The following is a 20,613-nucleotide window of genomic DNA, read 5'->3' on the forward strand; positions in this document are numbered from 1 at the left end:
CTTCGGTTTCCGGGGTGCCCATTCGCCGACTGGGTCCGCTTCGCCCCAGCCGGCCCAGGTGTCGTCCGCGGACCAGCCGGGACTTGCCGCGCTCCGGTCGGTGTTGCGCGCCGGCCGACCGGCGGGGCGGTACAGCGTCCCGTCGTCCTCTGCCGACCAGCCGGTCCAGCCGCCGGTGTCCTTTCCCGCCAACGCCGCTACCTCCGCGACGCCCGTCGTGCCCCGAACGCGGCCAGCCCGGCGCCCACCAGCACCAGCAGGCCGAGCCCGGCCAGCCCCGGCATCGAATAGCTCGTCTCGACCGCACCCCGCGCCTGGGCCACCGGCGCGTCACCGGCCGGGATCGCGCGCGGGACCTCGTTCGGCTTGTTCACCACCGTCAACGCCAGCGTCTCGCCCGGCTTGACCGTCCCGCACGCCGACGGCGGGTTCTTCGGGTCGTACGCGTTCGTGTAACCCGGCGGCGGGCTCGCCTCCACCACGCAGATCTCCTGCGGCGCCCGCAGACCATCGACCGTCACGGCGCCCGTCGCCCCGTCCGTCGTGACCACCACGGGTTTGCCGTCGGCTCCGGTGAGCGGCTTGCCGTCCTGGCCGAGCGCCGCCGTCGCCTTGTCCTTGCCCGTGATCCGCAGGACCGCGCCACCGACGCCCTTGCCCGTGTTCGCGTCCGTCTTGGCCACCTGGACCTTGCCCGGCTTCGTGACGCTGATGACGCCCTGCGCCGTCAGCTCCTTCTCGCCGCCGGTCGAGACGACCCGCTGCTTCTCCGTGTCGACCGGCACCCGCACGTATGGCCGGTCCGCCGGCGCGGACAGCGACGCCACCAGTTTCGGCTGCTCGCCGGTCGGGGTCAGCTTCACCTTCACGGTCCCGTCCGCGCCCGTGTCGAGCGTGACGTCCTTCGCCGCGGCCTGCGGGCTCGCGTTCCCCGCGGCCGGCTCCCCACCGATGGCCGCGGCGGTCGCCACCAGCTTCACCGGGACGCCGGGCACGCCCTTGCCCTTGGCGTTCTTCACCGTGACCGTCCACTCGGCGGCCTCACCGGGGTACTGCGGCTCCTTCGGCGTGGCCACCGACGCTGTCCACGGGCCGCGGTTGGCCGCCGCCTCGGACGTCAGCGCTTCTACGGCGGCCTGCGCGCTCGCGGGCAGCCCCTTCAGGTGGAACGGCGCGTCGTAGCCGAGCTTCGCGGCCGGCAGCGACGGGTCGAGGTCCGCCGGCGTGCGCGGCGCCGACGTCCACGAGTGCAGCAGGTGCGCCAGCGCGGCGGCCTCGTCCGGCTTCTTCGTGTCGCCGTAGCGCAGCAGCAGGTACGAGATGTTCGCCGCCTGGTCGGCCGGGAGCTTCGTGCCCCACTTCGTCAGCAGCTCGTCGCCGGGCTTATAGACCTCGCCGGTGTCCGGCGCCTTCAGCTGGAAGCTCACGCAGAACACCTGCTGGCCGCCGACGACGTAGGACCCCAGCCAGTTCCGGGGGCCGGTGCCGTCCTGGCCGGGCTGGACCGCGTAGCCGATGCCCTCCTGCTTCGCGGCGAAGGCCGCCGGGGCCCCGACGGTCACGGAGAGCGCGCCCAGCAGGGCCGCGGCGACCAGGCCGGTGAGTGCGCGGACGCCCGCGCGGGGACGTGTCGACCACCTCATGGTGTGCAGGCTCCTTCGTCGGACGCGGTGGCGGTGCCGCCGCGTCTCCGCAGGTCACGTGATTGATCCAGTCCCCGACGCGCGCACGGTGAGCAACCGCGCACGCCAGGTGAGGGTCACTCGGAAGGGGCTGGGGTGTCTACCGCTCTTCGGGTGGCTGTCGCCGAACGGTCGTGATCTCCGTCGCATACGGTGTCCACCGAGGCCAGGGGCCCGCCGTCGAGTAAAGTCGTCTTTACTCGACGGGAACCGCTCGCTCCCGGCGGTCGTTGAACCCGATGCAGCGTCGATCCACGAAGCAGCAGATCCAGGAGGATCAGGTGCGTTCCAGTAGCAACCCGGCGTTCCGCAACCTGCCGCACGGCGGAACGCAGACTTACGGCCAGTACGGCCCCCCGGTGGGCTTCAACCAGCCCCAGGGCGGCGTGCCCGGGTACGGCCCCGGGCAGACCCGGTCCGGTGAGGGCGACCGCCCGATGACGGTCGACGACGTCGTCGTCAAGACCGGCATGAGCCTGGGCGTCGCGCTGCTCGCCGGCATCGTCACCGGCATCTGGGCCCAGAACCAGCTCGCCGAGACCGGCAGGCTGTCCGGCGCCCTGATCGGCGCCATGCTCGGCGGCCTCGTCGTCGGGCTCGTCGTCTCGCTCGTGATCATCTTCCGGCAGAAGCCGAGCGGCCCGCTGACGCTCGTCTACTCGGCGGCCGAAGGGCTCTTCCTCGGCGCGCTCAGCGGCGTGTTCGAGGTCGTCTACCCGGGCATCGCGCTGCAGGCGATCATCGGCACCGCCGGCGTCTTCATCGGCATGCTGGTCGTCTACAAGACCGGCGCGGTCAAGGTGACGCCGAAGCTGACCAAGTGGATCGTCGGTGCCGTCGTCGGCGTCGCCGTCCTGATGCTGTTCAACCTGATCAGCTCGCTGATCTTCGGCTTCAACCCGCTGCGCGACGGCGGCCCGCTCGCCATCATCTTCAGCATCGTCTGCATCGGCATCGCGGCGTTCAGCTTCCTGCTCGACTTCGACCAGGCCGACCGGATGATCCGCGAGGGCATGCCGTCGAAGTGGGCCTGGTACACCGCGTTCGGCCTGATGACGACGCTGGTGTGGCTGTACCTGGAGATCCTGCGGCTGCTGTCCTACCTCCGCGAGTAACTTGGCTCACCGTTCCGCAATGGAGGCGCTCCGTAATCAAACGGGGCGCCTTCTTTGTGGGTAATTCGTGCATATGGGGACCCCGCTGCGGGCCGTGCTCACCCTGCGTGTTGGATGTGCCGGTCGGTTCTTCATTTCACATGTGTGAGGTGCACAGTGAGCGTTCCCCCTCCGGCCCCCGGGGGCCAGCAGCCGGTGGGTCAGCCCGATCCCTACGGGCCGCCGCCGGGCGGTCAGCCGCAGCAGTACGGCCAGCAGGGCCAGTTCGGCGCCGCGCCGGGCACCCCGCCGCAGGGGCAGCCCGGCCAGTACGGCCCGCCGCCCGGCCAGTACCCGCCGCCGCCCGGTCAGCCCGGCCAGTTCCAGGGCGGCCAGTTCCCGCCCGCGCCGCCGGTGCCGAAGAAGTCGAAGACCGGCACGATCATCAAGTTCGGCGTCATCGGCGTCGTCGTGATCGTCGCCGTGGTCATCGGGATCGTGTCGTTCAACAGCTCGCCGGCCAGCTCCAACGTCGGTGACTGCCTGTCGATCACCGAGTTCACCCGGGGCGGCGACGACCCGGCGAAGGCCGACTGCGGCGACCCGAAGGCCAACGTCAAGATCGCCGCGAAGCTCGACAGCGCGAGCGACCAGTGCCCCGGTGGCTCCGACTCCGGCTACGACACCTACTCGGTCAGCGGCCGCAGCTCGTACAAGCTGTGCCTGATGATCAACGCCAAGCAGGGCGACTGCCTGGCGAACTTCTCGTCGACGACCAAGGGCTACCAGAAGGTCGCGTGCACCGACCCGACCAAGGACGCCGAGCTCGTGAAGGTCGTCGACGGCCAGGCGAGCGAGAGCGTCTGCGAGGGCACCGAAGCCACCCGCGTCGCGATCTACCCGCAGCCGGCGACGACGATGTGCGTCAAGACCAACTAGCTGCCACTTCGTCGAAGGCCTTCTCGCGTGCTTCGCGAGGAGGCCTTCTTCGCGTTCAGGGGTACCCGGATTGCTCCGTTCGTCCCACAGTGTGCGACGAGCTGCGCAGAAGCGATCATCGGACCTAACTTGGGGCGTCCTGCCCGCCCGAGCCTGGAGTACTGGTGGCGACGACCGAATCCCCTGCCGGTGAACCGAAGTTCCTCGACTTCCCCACCTCCTGCGCCGCGCCCGTCCCGCAGCCGGAGGAGCCCGTCCGCGTGGTCCCGCTGGCGGTCGCGGGGGTCCTCGCGGCCGGCCTGACCTGGTACGTCTGGGCGAGCCACGGCGCCAAGTTCGGCGTCCTGCTGCTGCTCGGCCTCGGCCTCGGGCTCGCGCTGTTCCACTCGCGGTTCGGCTTCACGTCGGCGTGGCGGCAGCTGATCGCCGTCGGCAACGGCCAGGGCCTGCGCGCCCACACGCTCCTGCTGGGCACCGCCGCGACGCTGATCGCGCTGATCGCGGGCACCGGCGCCGGCCTGTTCGGCAGCAAGCCGGCGCCGACGGCCAGCCCGCTCGGGCTCGCCCTCTTCGTCGGCGCGACGCTGTTCGCGATCGGCATGCAGCTCGGCGGCGCGTGCGCGTCCGGCACGCTGTTCGCGGTCGGGTCCGGCCAGTCGACCATCGTGCTGACCCTCGGCGGGTTCATCACCGGGTCCGTGCTCTACACCTGGGCGTACCCGCTGCTGAACGGCTGGCCGGCCTTCCCGGGCGTGCTGCTGGCCGACCACGTCGGCTGGTTCGGCTCGTGGGCGATCACGATCGCCGTGCTGGCGGGGATCGTGCTGGTCACGCGCGCGGTGCAGCGCCGCCGCACGCCGCCGCCGGTGGACGTCGTGCCGACCGCGCGCGGCTTCGCCCGCGTCTTCCGCGGTTCGTGGCCGATGCTCGTCGGCGCCGTCGTGCTGGGCGTGCTGGCCGGCGCGGTGTTCCTGGTGTCCGGCGGGATCTGGGGCGTCACGAGCGCGTTCTCCTTGTGGGGCGCCAAGATCCTGCAGGTGTTCGGGCTGCACCCGGAGTCGTGGGAGTTCTGGCGGCAGAAGTCCAACGCGGCGTCGCTGGCCGGCCCGATTTGGAAGGACAAGAACAGCCTGACCGACATCGGGATCATGATCGGCGCGGCGGTGGCCGCCGCGGCCGCGGGCGCGTGGAAGATCCACAGCTCGATCCCGTGGCGCACGGCGGTGGCGGCGATCCTCGGCGGCATCCTGATGGGCGTCGGCGCGCGGATGGCCGGCGGCTGCAACATCGGCGCGTACCTGGGCGGGATCTCGACCGGCAGCCTGCACGGCTGGCTGTGGGGCGTGTTCGCGCTCGGCGGCACGTGGGTGGGGCTGAAGCTGCGGCCGCTGTTCGGGCTGGCGAACCCGGTGCCGACCGACAGCATCTGCTGAGGCGCGTTTTGTCGGTGGCCCCCGGTATCGTCGCGGACGAAACGACGAAACTGGGGGAAATCTCCTTATGGCTACGCAAAGAACCGGCTCGGCGCCGAACGGTGACGCGCTCGACGCCGGCGTCCTGAAAGTCGCGTCCGTGGTGGTGCTCGGCGCCATCATGGCGATCCTGGACACCACGGTCGTCAACGTCGCGCTGCAGAAGCTGACGATCGAGTTCTCGACCTCGTTCGACGTCATCCAGTGGGTCGCCACCGGCTACCTCCTGGCACTGGCGACCGTGATCCCGGTCACCGGCTGGGCGTCCGACCGCTTCGGCACCAAGCGGCTCTACATGGTCGCGATCGTGCTGTTCCTGGCGGGCTCGATGCTCGCGGGCGTGGCGTGGAACATCGAAACGCTGATCATCTTCCGCGTCCTGCAGGGCTTCGGCGGCGGCATGCTGATGCCGTGCGGCATGACGATCCTGACCCGCACGGCCGGCCCGCAGCGGCTCGGCCGGGTGATGGCGGTGCTGGGCGTGCCGATGCTGCTCGGCCCGATCGGCGGCCCGATCCTCGGCGGCTGGCTGGTCGACGCGGTGAGCTGGCGCTGGATCTTCTTCATCAACGTGCCGATCGGCATCATCACGCTGCTGCTGGCGTGGCGGCTGCTGCCGAAGGACGAGCCCGAGACGGCGTCGCGCTTCGACTTCCTGGGCATGCTGATGGTGTCGCCGGGGCTGGCGGCGCTGATCTTCGGCGTCTCGAAGATCCCGTCCGCGGGCGGGGTCGGCGCGGTCGAGGTGTGGCTGCCGGCGCTGGCCGGGCTGGCGCTGCTGGTGGCGTTCGTGCTGCGCGCGCTGCGCGTGCCGAACCCCCTGGTGGACCTGCGGCTGTTCAAGAACCGCTCGTTCACGGTGGCGATGGTGACGATGTCGCTGTTCTTCGTCGCGTTCCTCGGCGGGATGATGCTGCTGCCGACGTACTTCCTGCTGGTGCGCGGCGAATCGACCCTGAACGCGGGGCTGCTGCTGGCCCCGCAGGGCATCGGCGCGATGATCACGATGCCGATCACGGGCCGGCTGGTCGACAAGGTCGGCGCGCGCAAGATCGTGCTGCCGGGCATGGTGCTGATCATCGGGTCGATGGCGGTGCTGACCCAGGTCACGGCGACGACGCCGTACTGGACGCTGCTGTCGGCGCTGTTCGTGATGGGCCTGGGCATGGGCTGCACGATGATGCCGATCACGACGTCGGCCCTGCAGACGTTGCAGCCGAAGGACATGGCCCGCGCTTCGACGGCGACGAACATCGTCCAGCAGACGGCGGGCGCGATCGGCTCGGCGGTGATGGCGACGATCCTGGCGGCGCTGCTGGCGGGCAAGTTCGGCGTCCCGACGGCCCAGGGCCAGCTGGCGGCGACGGCGGCGATCCTGAACCCGGAGACGCACGCGGCGGCGACGGGCGTGGCGGCGGAGGCGTTCTCGACGACGTTCGTGTGGTCGCTGGTGCTGGTGGTGCTGTGCGTGATCCCGGCGCTGTTCCTGCCGAAGACCAAACCGGCGGCGGCCACCTCGGAAGGCGAGGAGGCGGCCCCGCCGGTGATGGTCCACTAGCGAGCCTCCCGCGGCCGGTCGTGAGTGGGAAATAGTGTTCTAACCCTGTTTCCCACTCACGACCCGCGGTGGTCAGGAGAGGCGCTCGATGATCAGCGCCATGCCCTGGCCGCCGCCCACGCACATCGTCTCGAGGCCGAACTGCTTGTCGTGGTGCTGCAGCGAGTTGATCAGCGTCGACGTGATGCGCGCGCCCGTCATGCCGAACGGGTGGCCGACCGCGATCGCGCCGCCGTTGACGTTCAGGCGGTCCAGGTCGATGCCCAGGTCGCGGTACGACGGGATCACCTGCGCCGCGAACGCCTCGTTGATCTCCACCAGGTCGATGTCGCCGATCGACAGGCCCGCCCGCGACAGCGCCTGCTTGGACGCCTCCACCGGCCCGTAGCCCATGATCTCCGGCGACAGGCCCGTCACGCCGGTCGACACGATCCGCGCCAGCGGCGTCAGGCCCAGCTCGCGCGCCTTCGTGTCGGACATGATCACCAGCGCCGCCGCGCCGTCGTTGAGCGCGCAGCAGTTGCCCGCCGTCACGCGGCCGTCCGGGCGGAACACCGGCTTCAGGCCCGAGACGCCCTCGATGGTGACGCCCGCGCGCGGGCCGTCGTCCTTCGAGACGACCGTGCCGTCCGGGAGCGTCACCGGGGTGATGTCCTTGGCCCAGAAGCCGTCCGCGATGGCCTTCTCGGCCAGGTTCTGCGAGCGGACGCCGAACTCGTCCATGTCCTCGCGCGTGACGCCCTTCAGCCGCGCCAGGTTCTCCGCGGTCTGGCCCATCGCGATGTAGACGTCGGGGACGTTCCCGTCGGTGCGCGGGTCCGTCCAGCTGTCCGTGCCCGACTCGGCCGTCGCCGCGGTGCGCTTCTCCGCGTCGGCGAACAGCGGGTTGTGCGTGTCCGGCCACGAGTCCGAGCTGCCCTTGGCGAACCGCGAGACGGTCTCGACGCCGGCCGAGATGAAGACGTCGCCCTCGCCGGCCTTGATCGCGTGGAACGCCATCCGGGTGGTCTGCAGGCTGGACGAGCAGTAGCGCGTGACGGTGCAGCCGGGCAGGTGGTCGTACCCGAGCTCGACGGCGACCGCACGGCCCATGTTGAACCCGGACTCGCCGCCCGGCAGGCCGCAGCCCAGCATCAGGTCGTCGATGTCGGTGGGGTCGAGCTCCGGCACCTTGGCCAGCGCGGCCTGGACCATCTGCACGGTCAGGTCGTCGGGCCGCATGCCGACCAGCGAACCCTTCCCGGCGCGGCCGATCGGCGAACGAGCGGTGGAGACGATGACGGCTTCAGGCATGGCGTGACACATCCTCGTATCGCGAGCTGAACGTGCTAAGCGGTTGCTCACCATACTGCCGTGTGGGCAGCCGGGGAGAAAGTCGAACGCGGTGTGAGCTTCTCCGGGCGGCCGGACGCGCCACCGCGTAACGCGAGCTCGCGGCTTCGCGACCGGCTGGGTGCGGGGGTTCCCGCGGTGGACGAGACCGAAGAGAGGGCCGTCATGAAGGTCGAGCCACCCCGCGTCGGTGCCGGTCAACGGCTGCCGCACGCCGGTGAACTCTTCACCGACCGCGAGAGCGAGTCCAAGGCGTTCAAGACGTCGTTGGCGGAGTTCCGCCGGCACCTCGAGAGCGACGACGAGGCCGGGGTCGCCCGCCGGAACGTCCTGGCCTTCTACGGCCTGGGCGGCATCGGCAAGACCACCCTCTCCGAGCGGCTCGACGCCTGGGTGAACGGCGGCCTCCCGCTGGTCAACGGCTGGGGACCGCGGCCGCCGACGAAGGTGGACGCCACCGCGCGGATCGACCTGCACGGCTCGGCCGGGCAGCTCGACCTGGCCGGCGCCCTCATCGCCCTCCGCGCGGGCGTGGGGAAGTTCCGGAAGCGCTGGCCCGTGTTCGACCTCGTCTTCACCGCCTACTGGTCGGCCACGCACCCCGGCGAGTCCCTTCCCCGGTTCTCCGCGCGGGACGACATCGATGCCGCCGTCGGGGACATCGTCAAAGACGTCCTCGGCGACGTCGGGTCCCTGGCCGATCTGGCCGTGGGCGCGGGAGCGGGGCTCGCCGTCCGCGGAACCCGGAAGCTGGTCCGCGAGCTCCGGCGGCGTCGCGACCTGAACCTCGCCGTCGGCGCCTTCCCCGGTTTCGCGGACTTCCTCCTGCGGTGCGCCGACGAACCCGGTCCCACGGACCCCCGGCCCGACCTGGTGTGTGACATCGCGGCGACCCTCTCGTGGGAAATCGCCCTCCGCGCGCCCGGCCGCGTCCTCGTGGTGTTCGTCGACACGACCGAGCGGCTCAAGCTCGATCCCCGGCGGGCGGCCGAACGGCACCTGAACTCCCTGGTCCACGGCATGCCGAACGTCCTGTTCGTCCTCACCGGCCGGGACGTGCTCGACTGGCACGACGAGACCAGGACCGAGCTGCCGCACCGCGGGCCGTGGACCTGGCCCGGGCTCGTGCCGGGGGCCGGTGGCGAGCCGCGGCAGCACCTCGTCGGCAACCTGTCCCCGTCGGACACGCGGGAGCTGATCCGGCTGAGCCGCGGTCAGCTCGACCTGCCGATGAGCGACGAGGTCGTCGAAGAGCTGGTCACGGCGTCGCGGGGGCTGCCGCAGTACATCGAGGTGGCCCGCCAGGTGGCCGTCTCGGTCAAGGAATCCGGGCAGGGCAGGCAGGTGCGGGCCTCGGACGTCACCGGCTCCCTGGGATCCCTGGTGCTGCGGGTGCTCGACGACGTCCCCGCCGACGAGCAGCGCGCCATCCGGGCCGCCTGCTTGTTCCGCGTCTTCGACGCGAGCCTGATGGCCGCCGCGGCGGACGTCGACCACGGATGCGCCGAGCGCGCCGTCCAGCGCCCGATGATCGACCGGCACGAGGGCGACCGGTTCCCGTACCGGATGCACGACGCGGTCCGCGAAGCCATCCGCCACACCGACTTCCAGGTCGAGGGTGGCTGGTCGGAGCGGGACTGGCGGCTCGCGGCCGCGCGTGCCGTGGCGGCGGCGCGAAAGCTGCACGACGACGCCAAGAGCCGTGGTGACGACGACCGGCTGATGTGGGCCCTCGGCATCGCGATCGGCGTCCTCTGCGACCAGGAAACCGACGTCGGGCCGTGCAGCAGCGTGAACTACGCGGACTGGCTTTCGCGGGACATCGTGTTCAGCCCGTCGATCCAGGGGCTGCGGTCCCGGATCCCCGGCGTCAGCCGGACCGAGTACGGGCAGCACGTCCTCGACTTCATCGCCGGCAAGTCCATCGAGGTGCCGCTCGACGAGCGGCTTCGCCTCCTCCGGTCGGTCTTCGGCTCGGACCACCCGCTCCGGCTGCCCGCCGGGCGGCACCTCGGGTACACCCTGAAGGTGCTGCGCCGCTGGGAAGACGCGCTTGCCGTGTTCGACGAGGTGGTCCGGCTCGCCCCCACCAAGGTGAACCGGCGGCAGCGCCCCCTCACCCTCAGCTTGGCGAGGCGCTTCGAAGACGCCACGGAAAGCTGTGACGTACCCGACCTGGCCCGGCTCGCCGAGTACGCGCACGGCCGTCCGGAGCGCTACTTCGCCGAGATCGGCGAGAAGATCGAGGAGCTCGAAGCCAAGGGCCGCAAGCGAGAGGCTTTGGAGGAACGCGGCGACCGTCTCGCCCGGCGGGTCTTCTTCCACGACGACGTCAGCGGCCGGGAAGTCGCGGACCTCCTGGCCGAGGGCGAGCTGGTCGGGCACGTCCTGGCGATCCGCAACGCCTTGCTGTGCGTGGTTCTGCTCCACGAACCGGATCCGACGACGATCTCCGTGGCGCTCGAGCGGCTGGAGAACCTGGAGCGGGCTTCGGCGGCGGCCGGGACGATCGAGTTCCGGTACGCGATCGCGGAGTTCTGCGCCGCCGCGATCGCGGGCGACCGGCGCCGAATCGAGGAGCTGCGGGGCGAGGTGGGCAAAATCGGCTACCGGACCCGTTCCTGGATCCCCATCGAGTGCTTCTTCGCCTCGATCGGCCTGCCGTTGCCCGAAACCCCGACCCAGTGGCTCGAACCGCCCGGGGAAGTCCAGCGGCGGTGGACCGATCACCTGGACGCCTACCTCGCCCGGCACGGCGCGACGAGAGAAGCCCTGCGTTGACCGTTCCGGGGCTCCCCGTGACCGCGGGCTGGCAGGATCAGCCCGATGGGGACCGAGACGCGGGTGCTGGGCACCAGGACGATCCTGCTGTGGGGCGCCGGCCTCCTGCTGCTCGCCGGTCTGGCCGCGACGCTGCTGCTCACCCTGCTCGGCGGTGGCCGCCCCGAAGACTCCGCGCGGCTCGACGCCCTGCGGACCGCCGCCAACATCGTCGTCGGGACCGGGGGTGCCGCCGCGTTGCTGCTCGCCGCCCGGAAGCAGCGGTCGGCCGAACTCGACCTCGCGCAGAAGGACCACGACGCCACCGAGCGGCGGATCACCGAGATCTACGGCAAGGCCGCCGACCAGCTCGGCAGTGACAAGGCGCCCGTCCGGCTCGCCGGGCTCTACTCGCTCGAACGGCTCGCCGGCGGGTACGCCGAGCACCGGCAGACGATCGTCAACGTCCTCTGCGCCTACCTCCGGATGCCGGTCGGGGACAGCGACGAAGAGGAGGCGCAGGTCCGCAAGGCCGCGCAGCGCATCCTCCTGCTGCACCTGCGCCCCGGCCGGCCCGGACAGCCGAACGACGGCTTCTGGCCGGACGTCGACCTCGACTTCTCCGGGGCGCGGCTGGCCGGGCTGAACCTCACGCACTGCGTGATCCGGTCGATCACCTGCTACGGCACGACGTTCTCCGACCTCACGTCCTTCCGCGGCACCCGATTCCGCACCAAGGCCGACTTCAACAAGGCGTGCTTCAAACAGCGGGTCGATTTTCGCGGAGTCGAATTCACCGACGGGTGCGAGACGTTCAACGGCGCCGTTTTCGCAGGTCCGGCCGATTTCGGGACGAAGTCCGCCGCCCGGCTCGCCGGTGCCGAAGCCGAACCGGGGTTCCCGCGCACCTGGCCGGACGGCTGGGAAGAACGAGGCGGCACGGGCAGGTCACAATTGACACGAAAAGACGAACCGGGGCAACCGGGGCGCCGATAGAATCGTCGCACCAATGGCAAGGTCGCCAATTCCGCAACGGGAGGTGAACTGGCGATGATGACCGGACGGGCCGCCTACTGGGCGTCCCTGGCTCTTCGGATGGGGTGCCGCACCACGATCGGCGCCGGGTGGGACCTCCGGGACGGGACGACGGCTCAGCGTGCAGCGGCCCTCGGGCCGGTACCGGCGTAGACGAGCGGCTTGGTGGCCGCCCGCGGTCTTCGCCGGGCGGTCCGACCTCGCTGACGCGGACCCGGCGTGCCCGACGCGCACCCGGAGCCCCGCCGGCGCACGAGTGGACAACGCCACCGGTGCGCCGTTTAGGCTGGCGGTCGTGGAGTACGCAGAGCACATCGCAGACCTCGTGGGCAACACCCCGCTGGTCAAGCTGAACTCGTTGACCAAGGGGCTCAAGCCGCTCGTGCTGGCCAAGGTCGAGTACCTGAACCCGGGTGGCTCGGTCAAGGACCGGATCGCGCTGCGCATGATCGAGGCCGCCGAACGCTCGGGCGAGCTGCGCCCGGGCGGCACGATCGTGGAGCCGACGTCCGGCAACACCGGCGTCGGCCTGGCCATGGTCGCGCAGCGCAAGGGCTACCAGTGCGTGTTCGTCTGCCCGGACAAGGTCAGCGAGGACAAGCGCAACGTGCTCAAGGCGTACGGGGCCCGCGTCGTGGTGTGCCCGACGGCGGTCGCCCCTGAGCACCCGGACTCCTACTACAACGTCTCCGACCGCCTGGTCCGCGAGATCGACGGCGCCTGGAAGCCCAACCAGTACGCCAACCCGCAGAACCCGGAGAGCCACTACCTCTCCACCGGCCCGGAGCTGTGGAAGCAGACCGACGGGAAGATCACGCACTTCGTCGCGGGCGTCGGCACCGGCGGCACGATCTCCGGCACCGGCCGCTACCTCAAGGAGGTCAGCGACGGCCGCGTGCAGGTGGTCGGCGCCGACCCGGAGGGCTCGGTCTACTCCGGCGGCAGCGGGCGGCCGTACCTGGTCGAAGGCGTCGGCGAGGACTTCTGGCCGGACACCTACGACCGGACCATCGCCGACGAGATCATCCCGGTCTCCGACGCCGACTCCTTCCAGGTGACCCGCCGGCTCGCGCTCGAGGAGGGCCTGCTGGTCGGCGGCTCCTGCGGGATGGCCGTCGCCGCCGCGCTGAAGCTCGCCGAGCGGCTGACCGAGGACGACGTCGTCGTCGTGCTGCTGCCCGACGGCGGCCGCGGCTACATGACGAAGGTCTTCAACGACACCTGGATGTCCTCCTACGGCTTCCTGCCGCCCGACTCCTCCGGCGCGACGGTCGCCGACGTGCTCACCAGGAAGAGCGGCCACCTGCCCGCCCTGGTGCACTCGCACCCGAACGAGACCGTCGCCGAGGCCATCGCGATCCTGGCGGAGTTCGACGTCAGCCAGATGCCCGTGGTCAGCGCGGAGCCGCCGGTGATGGCCGCCGAGGTCGTCGGCGCGGTCAACGAGCGCGACCTGCTCGACGCGCTGTTCACCGGCAAGGCGCAGCTGGCCGACCGGCTCGAGCGGCACATGTCCCCGCCGCTGCCGACGATCGGCGGCGGCGAGCAGGTCGGGGCGGCCATGACGGCGCTCGAGGGCGCCGACGGGGCGCTCGTGCTGATCGACGGCAAGCCCGCCGGCGTCGTCACCCGGCACGACCTCCTCGGCTTCCTGGCCGGGCGCTGAACAGCAGCTGAGAAGGGTGTTGATCGGTCGACCCGGCGGGGGCGTTACGAGCGCCCCGCCGGGTGATCCGATAGCGTGAGCGCGAGTACAAAACTTTCGCGTCCTCGTCAAGGGGGTTCAAGACCCACATGAGTGCACCGCAGCCACCGAACCAGCCGTGGGGTGGCGGCCAGCCACCTCAGGGCCCGCCGAGTGGCCCCCAGCCGCAGCAGGACAACCCGTTCGGCAGTCCGGAACCGACGCAGGTCGTGCAGCCTGCCCAGCCCCACGGTGGTTCCCCGTTCGGGGAGACGCCGGAGCCGACCCAGGTCGTCCAGCCCGGGCAGCCGGGTGACGGCGGGGCGGGCGCGACCCAGGCGATGCCGCCGGTCGACGCGAACGCGACCCAGATGGTGAACCCGGTCGGCGGCGGCGACGCCCCGGTCGCGGACTCCACGCAGCTGGTGCCCCCGGGCTCCCAGCCGCCGGCGATCCCGTACACCCCGCCGCCGAGCGCGGCCGACAACCCGGCCGCGGCGTTCGGCCAGCAGCCGGGCGGCTTCGGCCAGCCGGGCCAGCCCGGTCAGCCGGGCGGGTACGGGCAGCAGCCGGGCTTCGGCCAGCCGGGGCAGCCCGGTCAGCCGCCGCAGGGCTTCGGCGGTCCCGGCTTCGGCGGCCCCCAGCAGCCCGGCTTCGGCGGCCAGCCGCCGCAGTTCGGCGGCCCGTCGGCCGGCGGCAACGGCCTCTTCGGCTACATCGCCGGTGGCGTCGTCGCCCTGCTGGGCCTGATCGCGCTCATCATCTCGTTCAGCTACATGGGTGACGCGAGCGACTACTCGACGCTCGTCGGCGGTGCCGGCCCGAGCCAGGAGTTCATCCAGAAGGCGCTCGACGCCGCCGGGCTCATCGGCCCGGGCCTGGTCTGGTTCTACGTGATCATGATCCTGCTGGGGTCGCTGATCTCCCTCGCCGGCGGTGTCGGGCTGGCGCTCGTGGGCAAGCTCGGCGGGATCAGGAAGTTCGTCCCGATCGCGATCGTCGCGGGCGGCGCGCTGCTCACGCTCTTCGCGCTCCTGCTCAAGATCGGCATGACGCCGAACGCCGAGGCGATGGCCGGTGCGTCGGCCTCCGAGCGGGACACGTTCGGTCTCGGGCTGCCCCCGCTGATCCTGGGCATCCTGATCCTCATCGTGGGCGTGCTCGGGCTCATCCCGGCGACGCAGCAGTTCGTCGGCCTCGGTAGCGGCGGCGGCGGTGCCGCGCCGGGCGGTCCGCAGGGCTTCGGTGGGCCGCAGGGCTTCGGCGGCCAGCAGCAGTTCGGCCAGCCGGGGCAGCCCGGTCAGCCGGGCGGGTTCGGGCAGCAGCCGGGTGGCTACGGCCAGCCGGGTCAGCCGCCGCAGGGCTACGGCCAGCCCCCGGCCTACGGCCAGCCGGGCGGGCCCAACCCGTCCAGCGGCGGGTTCCCGCAGCCGGGCCAGCCGCCGCAGCAGGGCGGGTACGGCCAGCCGGGCCAGCCGCCGCACGGCTACCCGCAGCAGCCGGGCCAGCCGCCGCAGGGCTGGGGCCAGCCGCCGGGGCAGCAGGGCCCGCCGAGCGGCGGGTTCGGCCAGCCGGGCCAGCCCGGTCAGCCGCCGCAGCAGCAGTGGTGAACTAGTACACCCCTTCGTGCCCCGGAGCCCATTCGGCTCCGGGGCACGCTGCATTTATAGCCGGATTCGCAATTGTCCGAAGAGGACTAAAGCGCGGCACGTGAACTGTCGGTGATCATGTGACAGCATTTCCGCTGCTATCGCAGGAGAATGATCTTGGGTTCCGCCGTCCGGCCGAATTCCGTTCTCTTTCGGAGTCTTTTCCCCATTTCCCCGTTAGGGTGAACGCCGTAGTCTCGCGCTGAAGCCCGATGGGGGAGTTGTGACCGGTCCGCACGGATACCCGGTGGCACATTCACGTTCTCGTTCTTCGACTAGGCCGTCCGGCGTAACGGCGATTCTCGCCGGATTGCTCGGGCTCGCGGCCGCGGTCGCCGCCGGCTACGTGCCGGTCAAGATCTACCTCGACATGCCCGCCGAATTCAGCCTCGGCGCCCTGCCGGGCTGGGTGCTGATCGACCTGGCCGGCTACCTCGGTGCCGGGCTGGTGCTCCTGCTGGGCGCGCTGGTGACGTTCTTCCGCGCGACGGCGGGCGCGGTCCTGCTCGGCGCCGGCGCCCTGCTGGCCATCGGGGCGCTGCTGACCGAGCCGTTCTCGGTGGGCGTCCCGCTGGCCCGCTTCACCGACGCGATGTTCACCCACGGCGGCTTCGCGATGGTCGACCGGGTGGGTCTGGCCGCGCTGGCCGTGCTGGTGCTGGTGCTGGCGTTCCTGCCGCCGACGTTGCGCTACCTGCGCTACCGCACCCCGACGCTGGGGATGTGGACGGGCCAGGAGGCCTACTCGTCCCGGAGCTGGTGACCCAGGCCGGTCACCGCCGGTGACCGGTCGTACCCTCGGCGGCCATGACCACGTCGATCGAAGGCCGGACGGCGCTCGCCGCCGCCGTGCTCGCCCTGCTCGGCGGCGCGGTCTACCTGCTCGGGCTCGTCCTGGACGCCGTCTCGCTGCTCCGCTTCCCCGAGGACGCCGGGCGCGTCGCGGTCCACGCCGCCGTCGACGCGGTGCTCGCGTCGGCGCTGCTGCCCGGCGGCGTCCTGCTGCTGCGGCGGCAGGACGCGGGGCGGATCGGCTGCGTCGCCGGGAGCGCGGCCGCGTTGCTCGCGACGCTGGCTTCGGCGGCCCTGGCGGCGGCCGGAGTCACCTTCGGCGGCCCCGGCGACCTGGCGATGGGCGGGCTGACCGCGCTGGCGCTGGTGGTGCCGCCCGCGCTGGTCACGCTGGCGCTCGCCGTGTCGGCCCCAGCCGCCCGGTGGTGCACCCCCTGAGATCCATCCCACCTGACGGGAATGTCCGAGCCTCGCCGTACGCTTACCCAATGGTGGACGACTACTCCGTACTGGGATTCGAGACTCGCGCGATCCACGCCGGTCAGAAGCCCGACCCCCGCACCGGCGCCGTGATCGTGCCGATCTACCAGACCTCGACCTACGCGCAGGACGGCGTGGGCGGGACCCGTGAGGGCGACTACGAGTACTCGCGCACCGCGAACCCGACCCGCTCGGCGCTGGAGGAGGCGCTGGCCTCGCTGGAAGGCGGCCGGCACGCGCTGGCCTTCGCGTCCGGCATGGCCGCGTCCGACGTGGTGCTGCGCAGTACCCTGCGCCCCGGTGACCACCTCGTGCTCGGCAACGACGCGTACGGCGGCACGTTCCGCCTGATCGACAAGGTGCTCAGCCTGTGGGGCGTCGAGCACACCGTCGCCGACCTGGCGGACCTCGACGAGGTGCGCGCCGCGATCCGCCCCGAGACCAAGCTGATCTGGTGCGAGTCGCCGACCAACCCGATGCTCGGCATCGCCGACATCGCGGCGCTGGCCGGGGTCGCGCACGACGCCGGCGCCCGCCTGGTGGTCGACAACACCTTCGCGACGCCGTACCTGCAGAACCCGCTGTCGCTGGGCGCGGACATCGTCCTGCACTCGACGACGAAGTACCTCGGCGGCCACTCCGACGTGGTCGGCGGCGCGATCATCACGAACGAGGACGAGCTGCGCGAGCAGTTCTTCTACCTGCGCAACGCCGCGGGCGCGGTGCCGGGCCCGTTCGACGCGTGGCTGACCCTGCGCGGCATCAAGACGCTGGCCCTGCGCATGGAGCGGCACAGCGACAACGCGGAGCTGATCGTCCAGGCGCTGGTCAAGCACCCGAAGGTCGCGAAGGTCTACTACCCGGGCCTGCCGGAGCACCCGGGCCACGAGACGGCGGCGAAGCAGATGCGCCGGTTCGGCGGGATGGTGTCGTTCAGCCACGCCGACGGCGAGGCGGCGGCGCTGGAGGTGGCGTCCCGCACGAAGCTGTTCATCCTGGCCGAGTCGCTCGGCGGCATCGAGTCGCTGATCGAGCACCCGGGCAAGATGACCCACGCGAGCACGGCGGGCTCGACGCTGCAGGTCCCGGCGGACCTGCTGCGCCTGTCGGTCGGCATCGAGGACGGCCGCGACCTGGTGGCCGACCTGCTGGCCGCCCTGGGCTGAGTTTCAAGCGCTCACGTCGAGACCGCCGCCGTAGAGGCGCTCCACCCGAAGCGTGATCACGACGCGGCGGTCTTCGACCACGTTCCGCAAGAAGACCTCTTCGTCAGCTGGGTCGGTGAAGGGCGCCTGCATCGCGAGCAGCGCCCGCCCGGTCTCGTCTCCCGGCACCGCGCTCACCGGCGACACTTCAGCCACCCCTTCCGCGACGGCGAAGGCCAGGTGGTCGTCGCTGCCGACGTACAGCGAGGCGTGCGGGTCGCGGGCGAGCTGACGGACCATCGCGCGGCCCGCCGTCGACCCGATCCGCACGACCCGCTCCCCGGGGCCCCACGCGTAGGCGACGGTCGACAGGTGCGGGAAACCGGCGCGGTTGACCGTGGCCAGCGCGCCGAAACTGTGTACGCGGAGCAGCTCGCTCAACGCGTCTTCGGTGGGCTTGGCGGGTCCCGGACCGCGGCCGGGCTCGTAAGCGGTGGTCACCCGATGATCATCAGGGACGGGTGCAACCCGCGGAAGAAGGCACTTTCGTGTTCCCGCGGCACACCGGGGTAACCCACCAGGTCAGGGGTTGTAGTTCCCGTGCACCACGCCGCCGGACTTGGGAGTTCCCGTGGCCGGGAGCTTCGCGCCGTCCACGCAGCCGCCGACCAGCTCGACGTGGCTGTCGTGGCGGATGTACTGGGCCGGGGACGCGCAGGACGCGCTGTCCACCGTGATGTACGCGGCTCCCGTGAGCGCGGCGGCCGACGCCAGGCCGATCACGAGCGGGACCAGCCCGGCGGACCGGGTGGCGCGAGCCCGTCGAGCGTCGTTCCCCCGTGCCATGGTTGCTCCCTGTTTACCGTGCGTTGACACGCCCCAGGGTACCCGGCCACCCGCCCTGCCAACCTGTGGAGTTCCTGAGTGGCATAGTCCGGGCCATGGAACTCGTCACCATCGAGCGGATCCAGGCCGCCCGGGAACTCCTAAAAGGAGTGACCAGGGTGACGCCGATGGAGCACGCGCGCGACCTGCGCAAGCTCCACGGCGGTCCGGTGCACCTGAAGTGCGAAAACCTGCAGCGCACGGGGTCGTTCAAGATCCGCGGCGCCTACACCCGCATCCACGGTCTCAGCGCCGCCGAGCGCGAACGCGGCGTCGTCGCGGCCAGCGCCGGCAACCACGCCCAGGGCGTCGCGCTCGCGTCGTCGCTGCTCGGGGCCAAGTCGACTGTCTTCATGCCGCTGCGGGCGCCGCTGCCGAAGCTCGCCGCGACCCGCGGTTACGGCGCCGACGTCCACCTGCACGGCTCGCTGCTGGAGGAGACCCTCGCCGCGGCGATCGAGTTCGGCGAGCGGACCGGGGCGGTGTTCATCCACCCCTTCGACCACGCGGACGTCATCGCCGGCCAGGGCACCGTCGGCCTCGAGATCCTCGAGCAGGTGCCGGGCGTGAAGACGATCCTGGTCGCCACCGGCGGCGGCGGGCTGGTCGGCGGGGTCGCGTCGGCGGTGAAGGCGGTGCGGCCGGACGTCCGCGTCGTCGGCGTCCAGGCCGAGGAGGCGGCGGCGTACCCGCCGTCGCTGGCCCAGGGCGCGCCGTTCCGGCTGAGCTCGACCTCGACGATGGCCGACGGGATCGCGGTCGGCGAGCCGGGCCCGGTCAGCTTCGCGCACGTGGCGTCGCTGGTGGACGACGTCGTGACGGTGTCCGAGGAGTCCCTCTCCCGGGCAGTGCTGCTCTGCCTGGAACGCCGGAAGCTGGTGGTCGAGCCGGCGGGCGCGGCGACCGTCGCGGCCCTGCTGCAGCACCCCGGGATCTTCGAGCCCCCGGTGGTGGCGGTCCTTTCGGGCGGCAACGTCGACCCGGTGCTGCTCCTGCAGATCATCCAGCACGGCATGACGGCGGGCGGCCGCTACCTGCGCCTCCACCTGCGCGTCCCGGACCGGCCAGGATCGCTGGTCGGCGTGCTGTCGTGCGTCAGCGAACTGGGCGCGAACGTCCTCGACGTCGAACACTCCCGGATCTCCGGCAGCCTCGACCTCGGTGAGGCGGACATCGTGCTGGCGCTCGAGACCCGCGGTCCCGAGCACTGCAAGGACCTCGAGATCGCGTTGACGAACGCGGGCTACACAGTCGTCTGAGGTTGCTCGCCGGTGATCGCGGCGAGGGCCAGGTCCTTGGCGGGCTCGGGCACCTCCGCCGGCGCGGTGAAGCGGCGGGCCCGGATGTGGGCGACGAGGTCCGGGTCCGGCGGCACGCCGTGCTCACGCAGGTAGTACGCGACCGCGCCGGGCCACGCCCAGGCCCCGTCGGTGCGGAAGTTCATCGGCACCGCGTCCGCGCGGTCGGGCGCGAACGCGTCCGGGCCGTTGCTGCGCGAGGCCAGGATGACCGGCGCCGCGTCGAGGTACGCGAGCACCCGCTCGGCCTCCGCCGGGACGAGCGGCTGCCGCCGGATCAGCGGCTTGCCCGACGCGTCGAGGCCGTCGTAGATCCGCGGCGTGCGCACCTCGCCGTCGGCGGCCGGCGGGGTCAGCCCGGCCCGTTCACGCAGCCAGGCCGGGATGTGCTCGTCGGCGCGGGGGAAGAACCGCAGCTCGTCCTGGAACCCGATCGGCGGCGGCTGCTGCCGGAACGGCGGTTCGAGGTCGGGCCGCACGAAGTCGACGTCGGGCGGCTGCGCCGGTTCGAACACCAGGATCGCGCCCAGCCAGGTGCCGAGGCCGGGCTGGTACATGCCCGACCGCAGCACGCCGAGCAGCCGCACCGCTTCCGGGTGCGGCTGGCCGGGCCGGGGCACGCCGTCCGGCCCGGTCACCAGCAGGTCGGTCTCGACGTGCCGCCCGGCGGCGCGGTACTCGACCCGCAGCTGCCGCCAACCCGGCGGCACCTGCGACGTCAGCACCGCCCCGATCTGGCGGACGATCTCCTGCTGCTGGTCCGGGCGCAGCGGCCCCGGCGGCTGGGTCATCCCGTCCTCCTGCCTCG

At 71.7% G+C, this 20,613-nt stretch carries 17 protein-coding genes; 12 read left to right on the top strand and 5 right to left on the bottom strand.

Translation table 11 applies throughout. The features are described 5' to 3' along the window. Positions 1-197 precede the first annotated feature (197 nt). Entirely contained in the window at positions 198-1,643 is a 1,446-nt protein-coding gene (locus tag ACIQWX_RS12060) for a collagen binding domain-containing protein (RefSeq protein ID WP_400868558.1), read from the bottom strand. Between the two features lie 320 nt (positions 1,644-1,963). On the opposite strand from ACIQWX_RS12060, the gene ACIQWX_RS12065 reads away from it, so the two are divergent. The 4 genes from ACIQWX_RS12065 (at position 1,964) to ACIQWX_RS12080 (ending at position 6,745) form a co-directional block, all read left to right on the top strand. Continuing rightward, positions 1,964-2,797, top strand: a complete 834-nt coding sequence (locus ACIQWX_RS12065; protein WP_400868560.1) for a Bax inhibitor-1/YccA family protein — start codon at positions 1,964-1,966, stop codon at positions 2,795-2,797. Between the two features lie 195 nt (positions 2,798-2,992). Further along, a complete protein-coding gene (locus tag ACIQWX_RS12070; protein ID WP_400869561.1) occupies positions 2,993-3,715 on the top strand; it encodes a hypothetical protein in 723 nt (240 codons plus the stop codon). A gap of 164 nt (positions 3,716-3,879) precedes the next feature. Further along, positions 3,880-5,148: a YeeE/YedE family protein gene (locus ACIQWX_RS12075; RefSeq protein ID WP_400868562.1), complete on the top strand. Its 1,269-nt coding sequence runs from the start codon at positions 3,880-3,882 to the stop codon at positions 5,146-5,148. Positions 5,149-5,215: 67 nt separating this feature from the next. Next, positions 5,216-6,745: a DHA2 family efflux MFS transporter permease subunit gene (locus tag ACIQWX_RS12080; protein WP_400868564.1), complete on the top strand. Its 1,530-nt coding sequence runs from the start codon at positions 5,216-5,218 to the stop codon at positions 6,743-6,745. A 72-nt stretch (positions 6,746-6,817) separates the two neighbouring features. Here the strand turns inward: ACIQWX_RS12080 and ACIQWX_RS12085 are convergent, their stop codons facing one another. Continuing rightward, positions 6,818-8,038 (bottom strand): acetyl-CoA C-acetyltransferase, encoded by a 1,221-nt coding sequence (locus tag ACIQWX_RS12085; protein WP_400868566.1) that lies wholly within the window; start codon positions 8,036-8,038, stop codon positions 6,818-6,820. Between the two features lie 177 nt (positions 8,039-8,215). Between ACIQWX_RS12085 and ACIQWX_RS12090 the strand changes: the two genes are divergently transcribed. From ACIQWX_RS12090 to ACIQWX_RS12120, 7 genes are all read left to right on the top strand, one after another. Then, positions 8,216-10,858, top strand: a complete 2,643-nt coding sequence (locus tag ACIQWX_RS12090; protein ID WP_400868568.1) for a hypothetical protein — start codon at positions 8,216-8,218, stop codon at positions 10,856-10,858. A 45-nt stretch (positions 10,859-10,903) separates the two neighbouring features. Further along, positions 10,904-11,833 carry a pentapeptide repeat-containing protein gene (locus ACIQWX_RS12095; protein ID WP_400868570.1) on the top strand — a complete coding sequence of 310 codons (930 nt, stop codon included), beginning with the start codon at positions 10,904-10,906 and terminating at the stop codon, positions 11,831-11,833. A gap of 334 nt (positions 11,834-12,167) precedes the next feature. Next, the gene (locus tag ACIQWX_RS12100) at positions 12,168-13,538 is read left to right on the top strand and encodes a cystathionine beta-synthase (RefSeq protein ID WP_400868572.1); all 1,371 of its coding nucleotides are present in this window, start codon (positions 12,168-12,170) and stop codon (positions 13,536-13,538) included. Positions 13,539-13,666: 128 nt separating this feature from the next. Further along, the gene (locus tag ACIQWX_RS12105; RefSeq protein WP_400868574.1) at positions 13,667-15,166 is read left to right on the top strand and encodes a hypothetical protein; all 1,500 of its coding nucleotides are present in this window, start codon (positions 13,667-13,669) and stop codon (positions 15,164-15,166) included. 349 nt (positions 15,167-15,515) lie between these two features. After that, positions 15,516-15,968, top strand: coding sequence for a hypothetical protein (locus ACIQWX_RS12110; RefSeq protein ID WP_400868576.1), 453 nt, complete (start codon positions 15,516-15,518; stop codon positions 15,966-15,968). Between the two features lie 44 nt (positions 15,969-16,012). Beyond that, positions 16,013-16,435: a hypothetical protein gene (locus ACIQWX_RS12115; RefSeq protein ID WP_400868578.1), complete on the top strand. Its 423-nt coding sequence runs from the start codon at positions 16,013-16,015 to the stop codon at positions 16,433-16,435. 50 nt (positions 16,436-16,485) lie between these two features. Next, positions 16,486-17,643 (top strand): cystathionine gamma-synthase, encoded by a 1,158-nt coding sequence (locus tag ACIQWX_RS12120; protein ID WP_400868580.1) that lies wholly within the window; start codon positions 16,486-16,488, stop codon positions 17,641-17,643. A gap of 3 nt (positions 17,644-17,646) precedes the next feature. Here ACIQWX_RS12120 and ACIQWX_RS12125 read toward each other — a convergent pair whose 3' ends face one another. After that, positions 17,647-18,123: a pyridoxamine 5'-phosphate oxidase family protein gene (locus ACIQWX_RS12125; protein WP_400868582.1), complete on the bottom strand. Its 477-nt coding sequence runs from the start codon at positions 18,121-18,123 to the stop codon at positions 17,647-17,649. 81 nt (positions 18,124-18,204) lie between these two features. Then, a complete protein-coding gene (locus ACIQWX_RS12130) occupies positions 18,205-18,468 on the bottom strand; it encodes a hypothetical protein (RefSeq protein ID WP_400868584.1) in 264 nt (87 codons plus the stop codon). Between the two features lie 95 nt (positions 18,469-18,563). On the opposite strand from ACIQWX_RS12130, the gene ilvA reads away from it, so the two are divergent. Next, the gene (gene ilvA, locus ACIQWX_RS12135) at positions 18,564-19,766 is read left to right on the top strand and encodes a threonine ammonia-lyase (RefSeq protein WP_400868586.1); all 1,203 of its coding nucleotides are present in this window, start codon (positions 18,564-18,566) and stop codon (positions 19,764-19,766) included. Here ilvA and ACIQWX_RS12140 read toward each other — a convergent pair. Then, entirely contained in the window at positions 19,751-20,596 is an 846-nt protein-coding gene (locus ACIQWX_RS12140; RefSeq protein WP_400868588.1) for a ferredoxin, read from the bottom strand. The genes ilvA and ACIQWX_RS12140 overlap by 16 nt on opposite strands. Between the last annotated feature and the right edge of the window lie 17 nt (positions 20,597-20,613).

This window comes from Amycolatopsis sp. NPDC098790 (assembly GCF_044759945.1).
In the GTDB taxonomy this organism is placed as follows: Bacteria; Actinomycetota; Actinomycetes; order Mycobacteriales; family Pseudonocardiaceae; genus Amycolatopsis.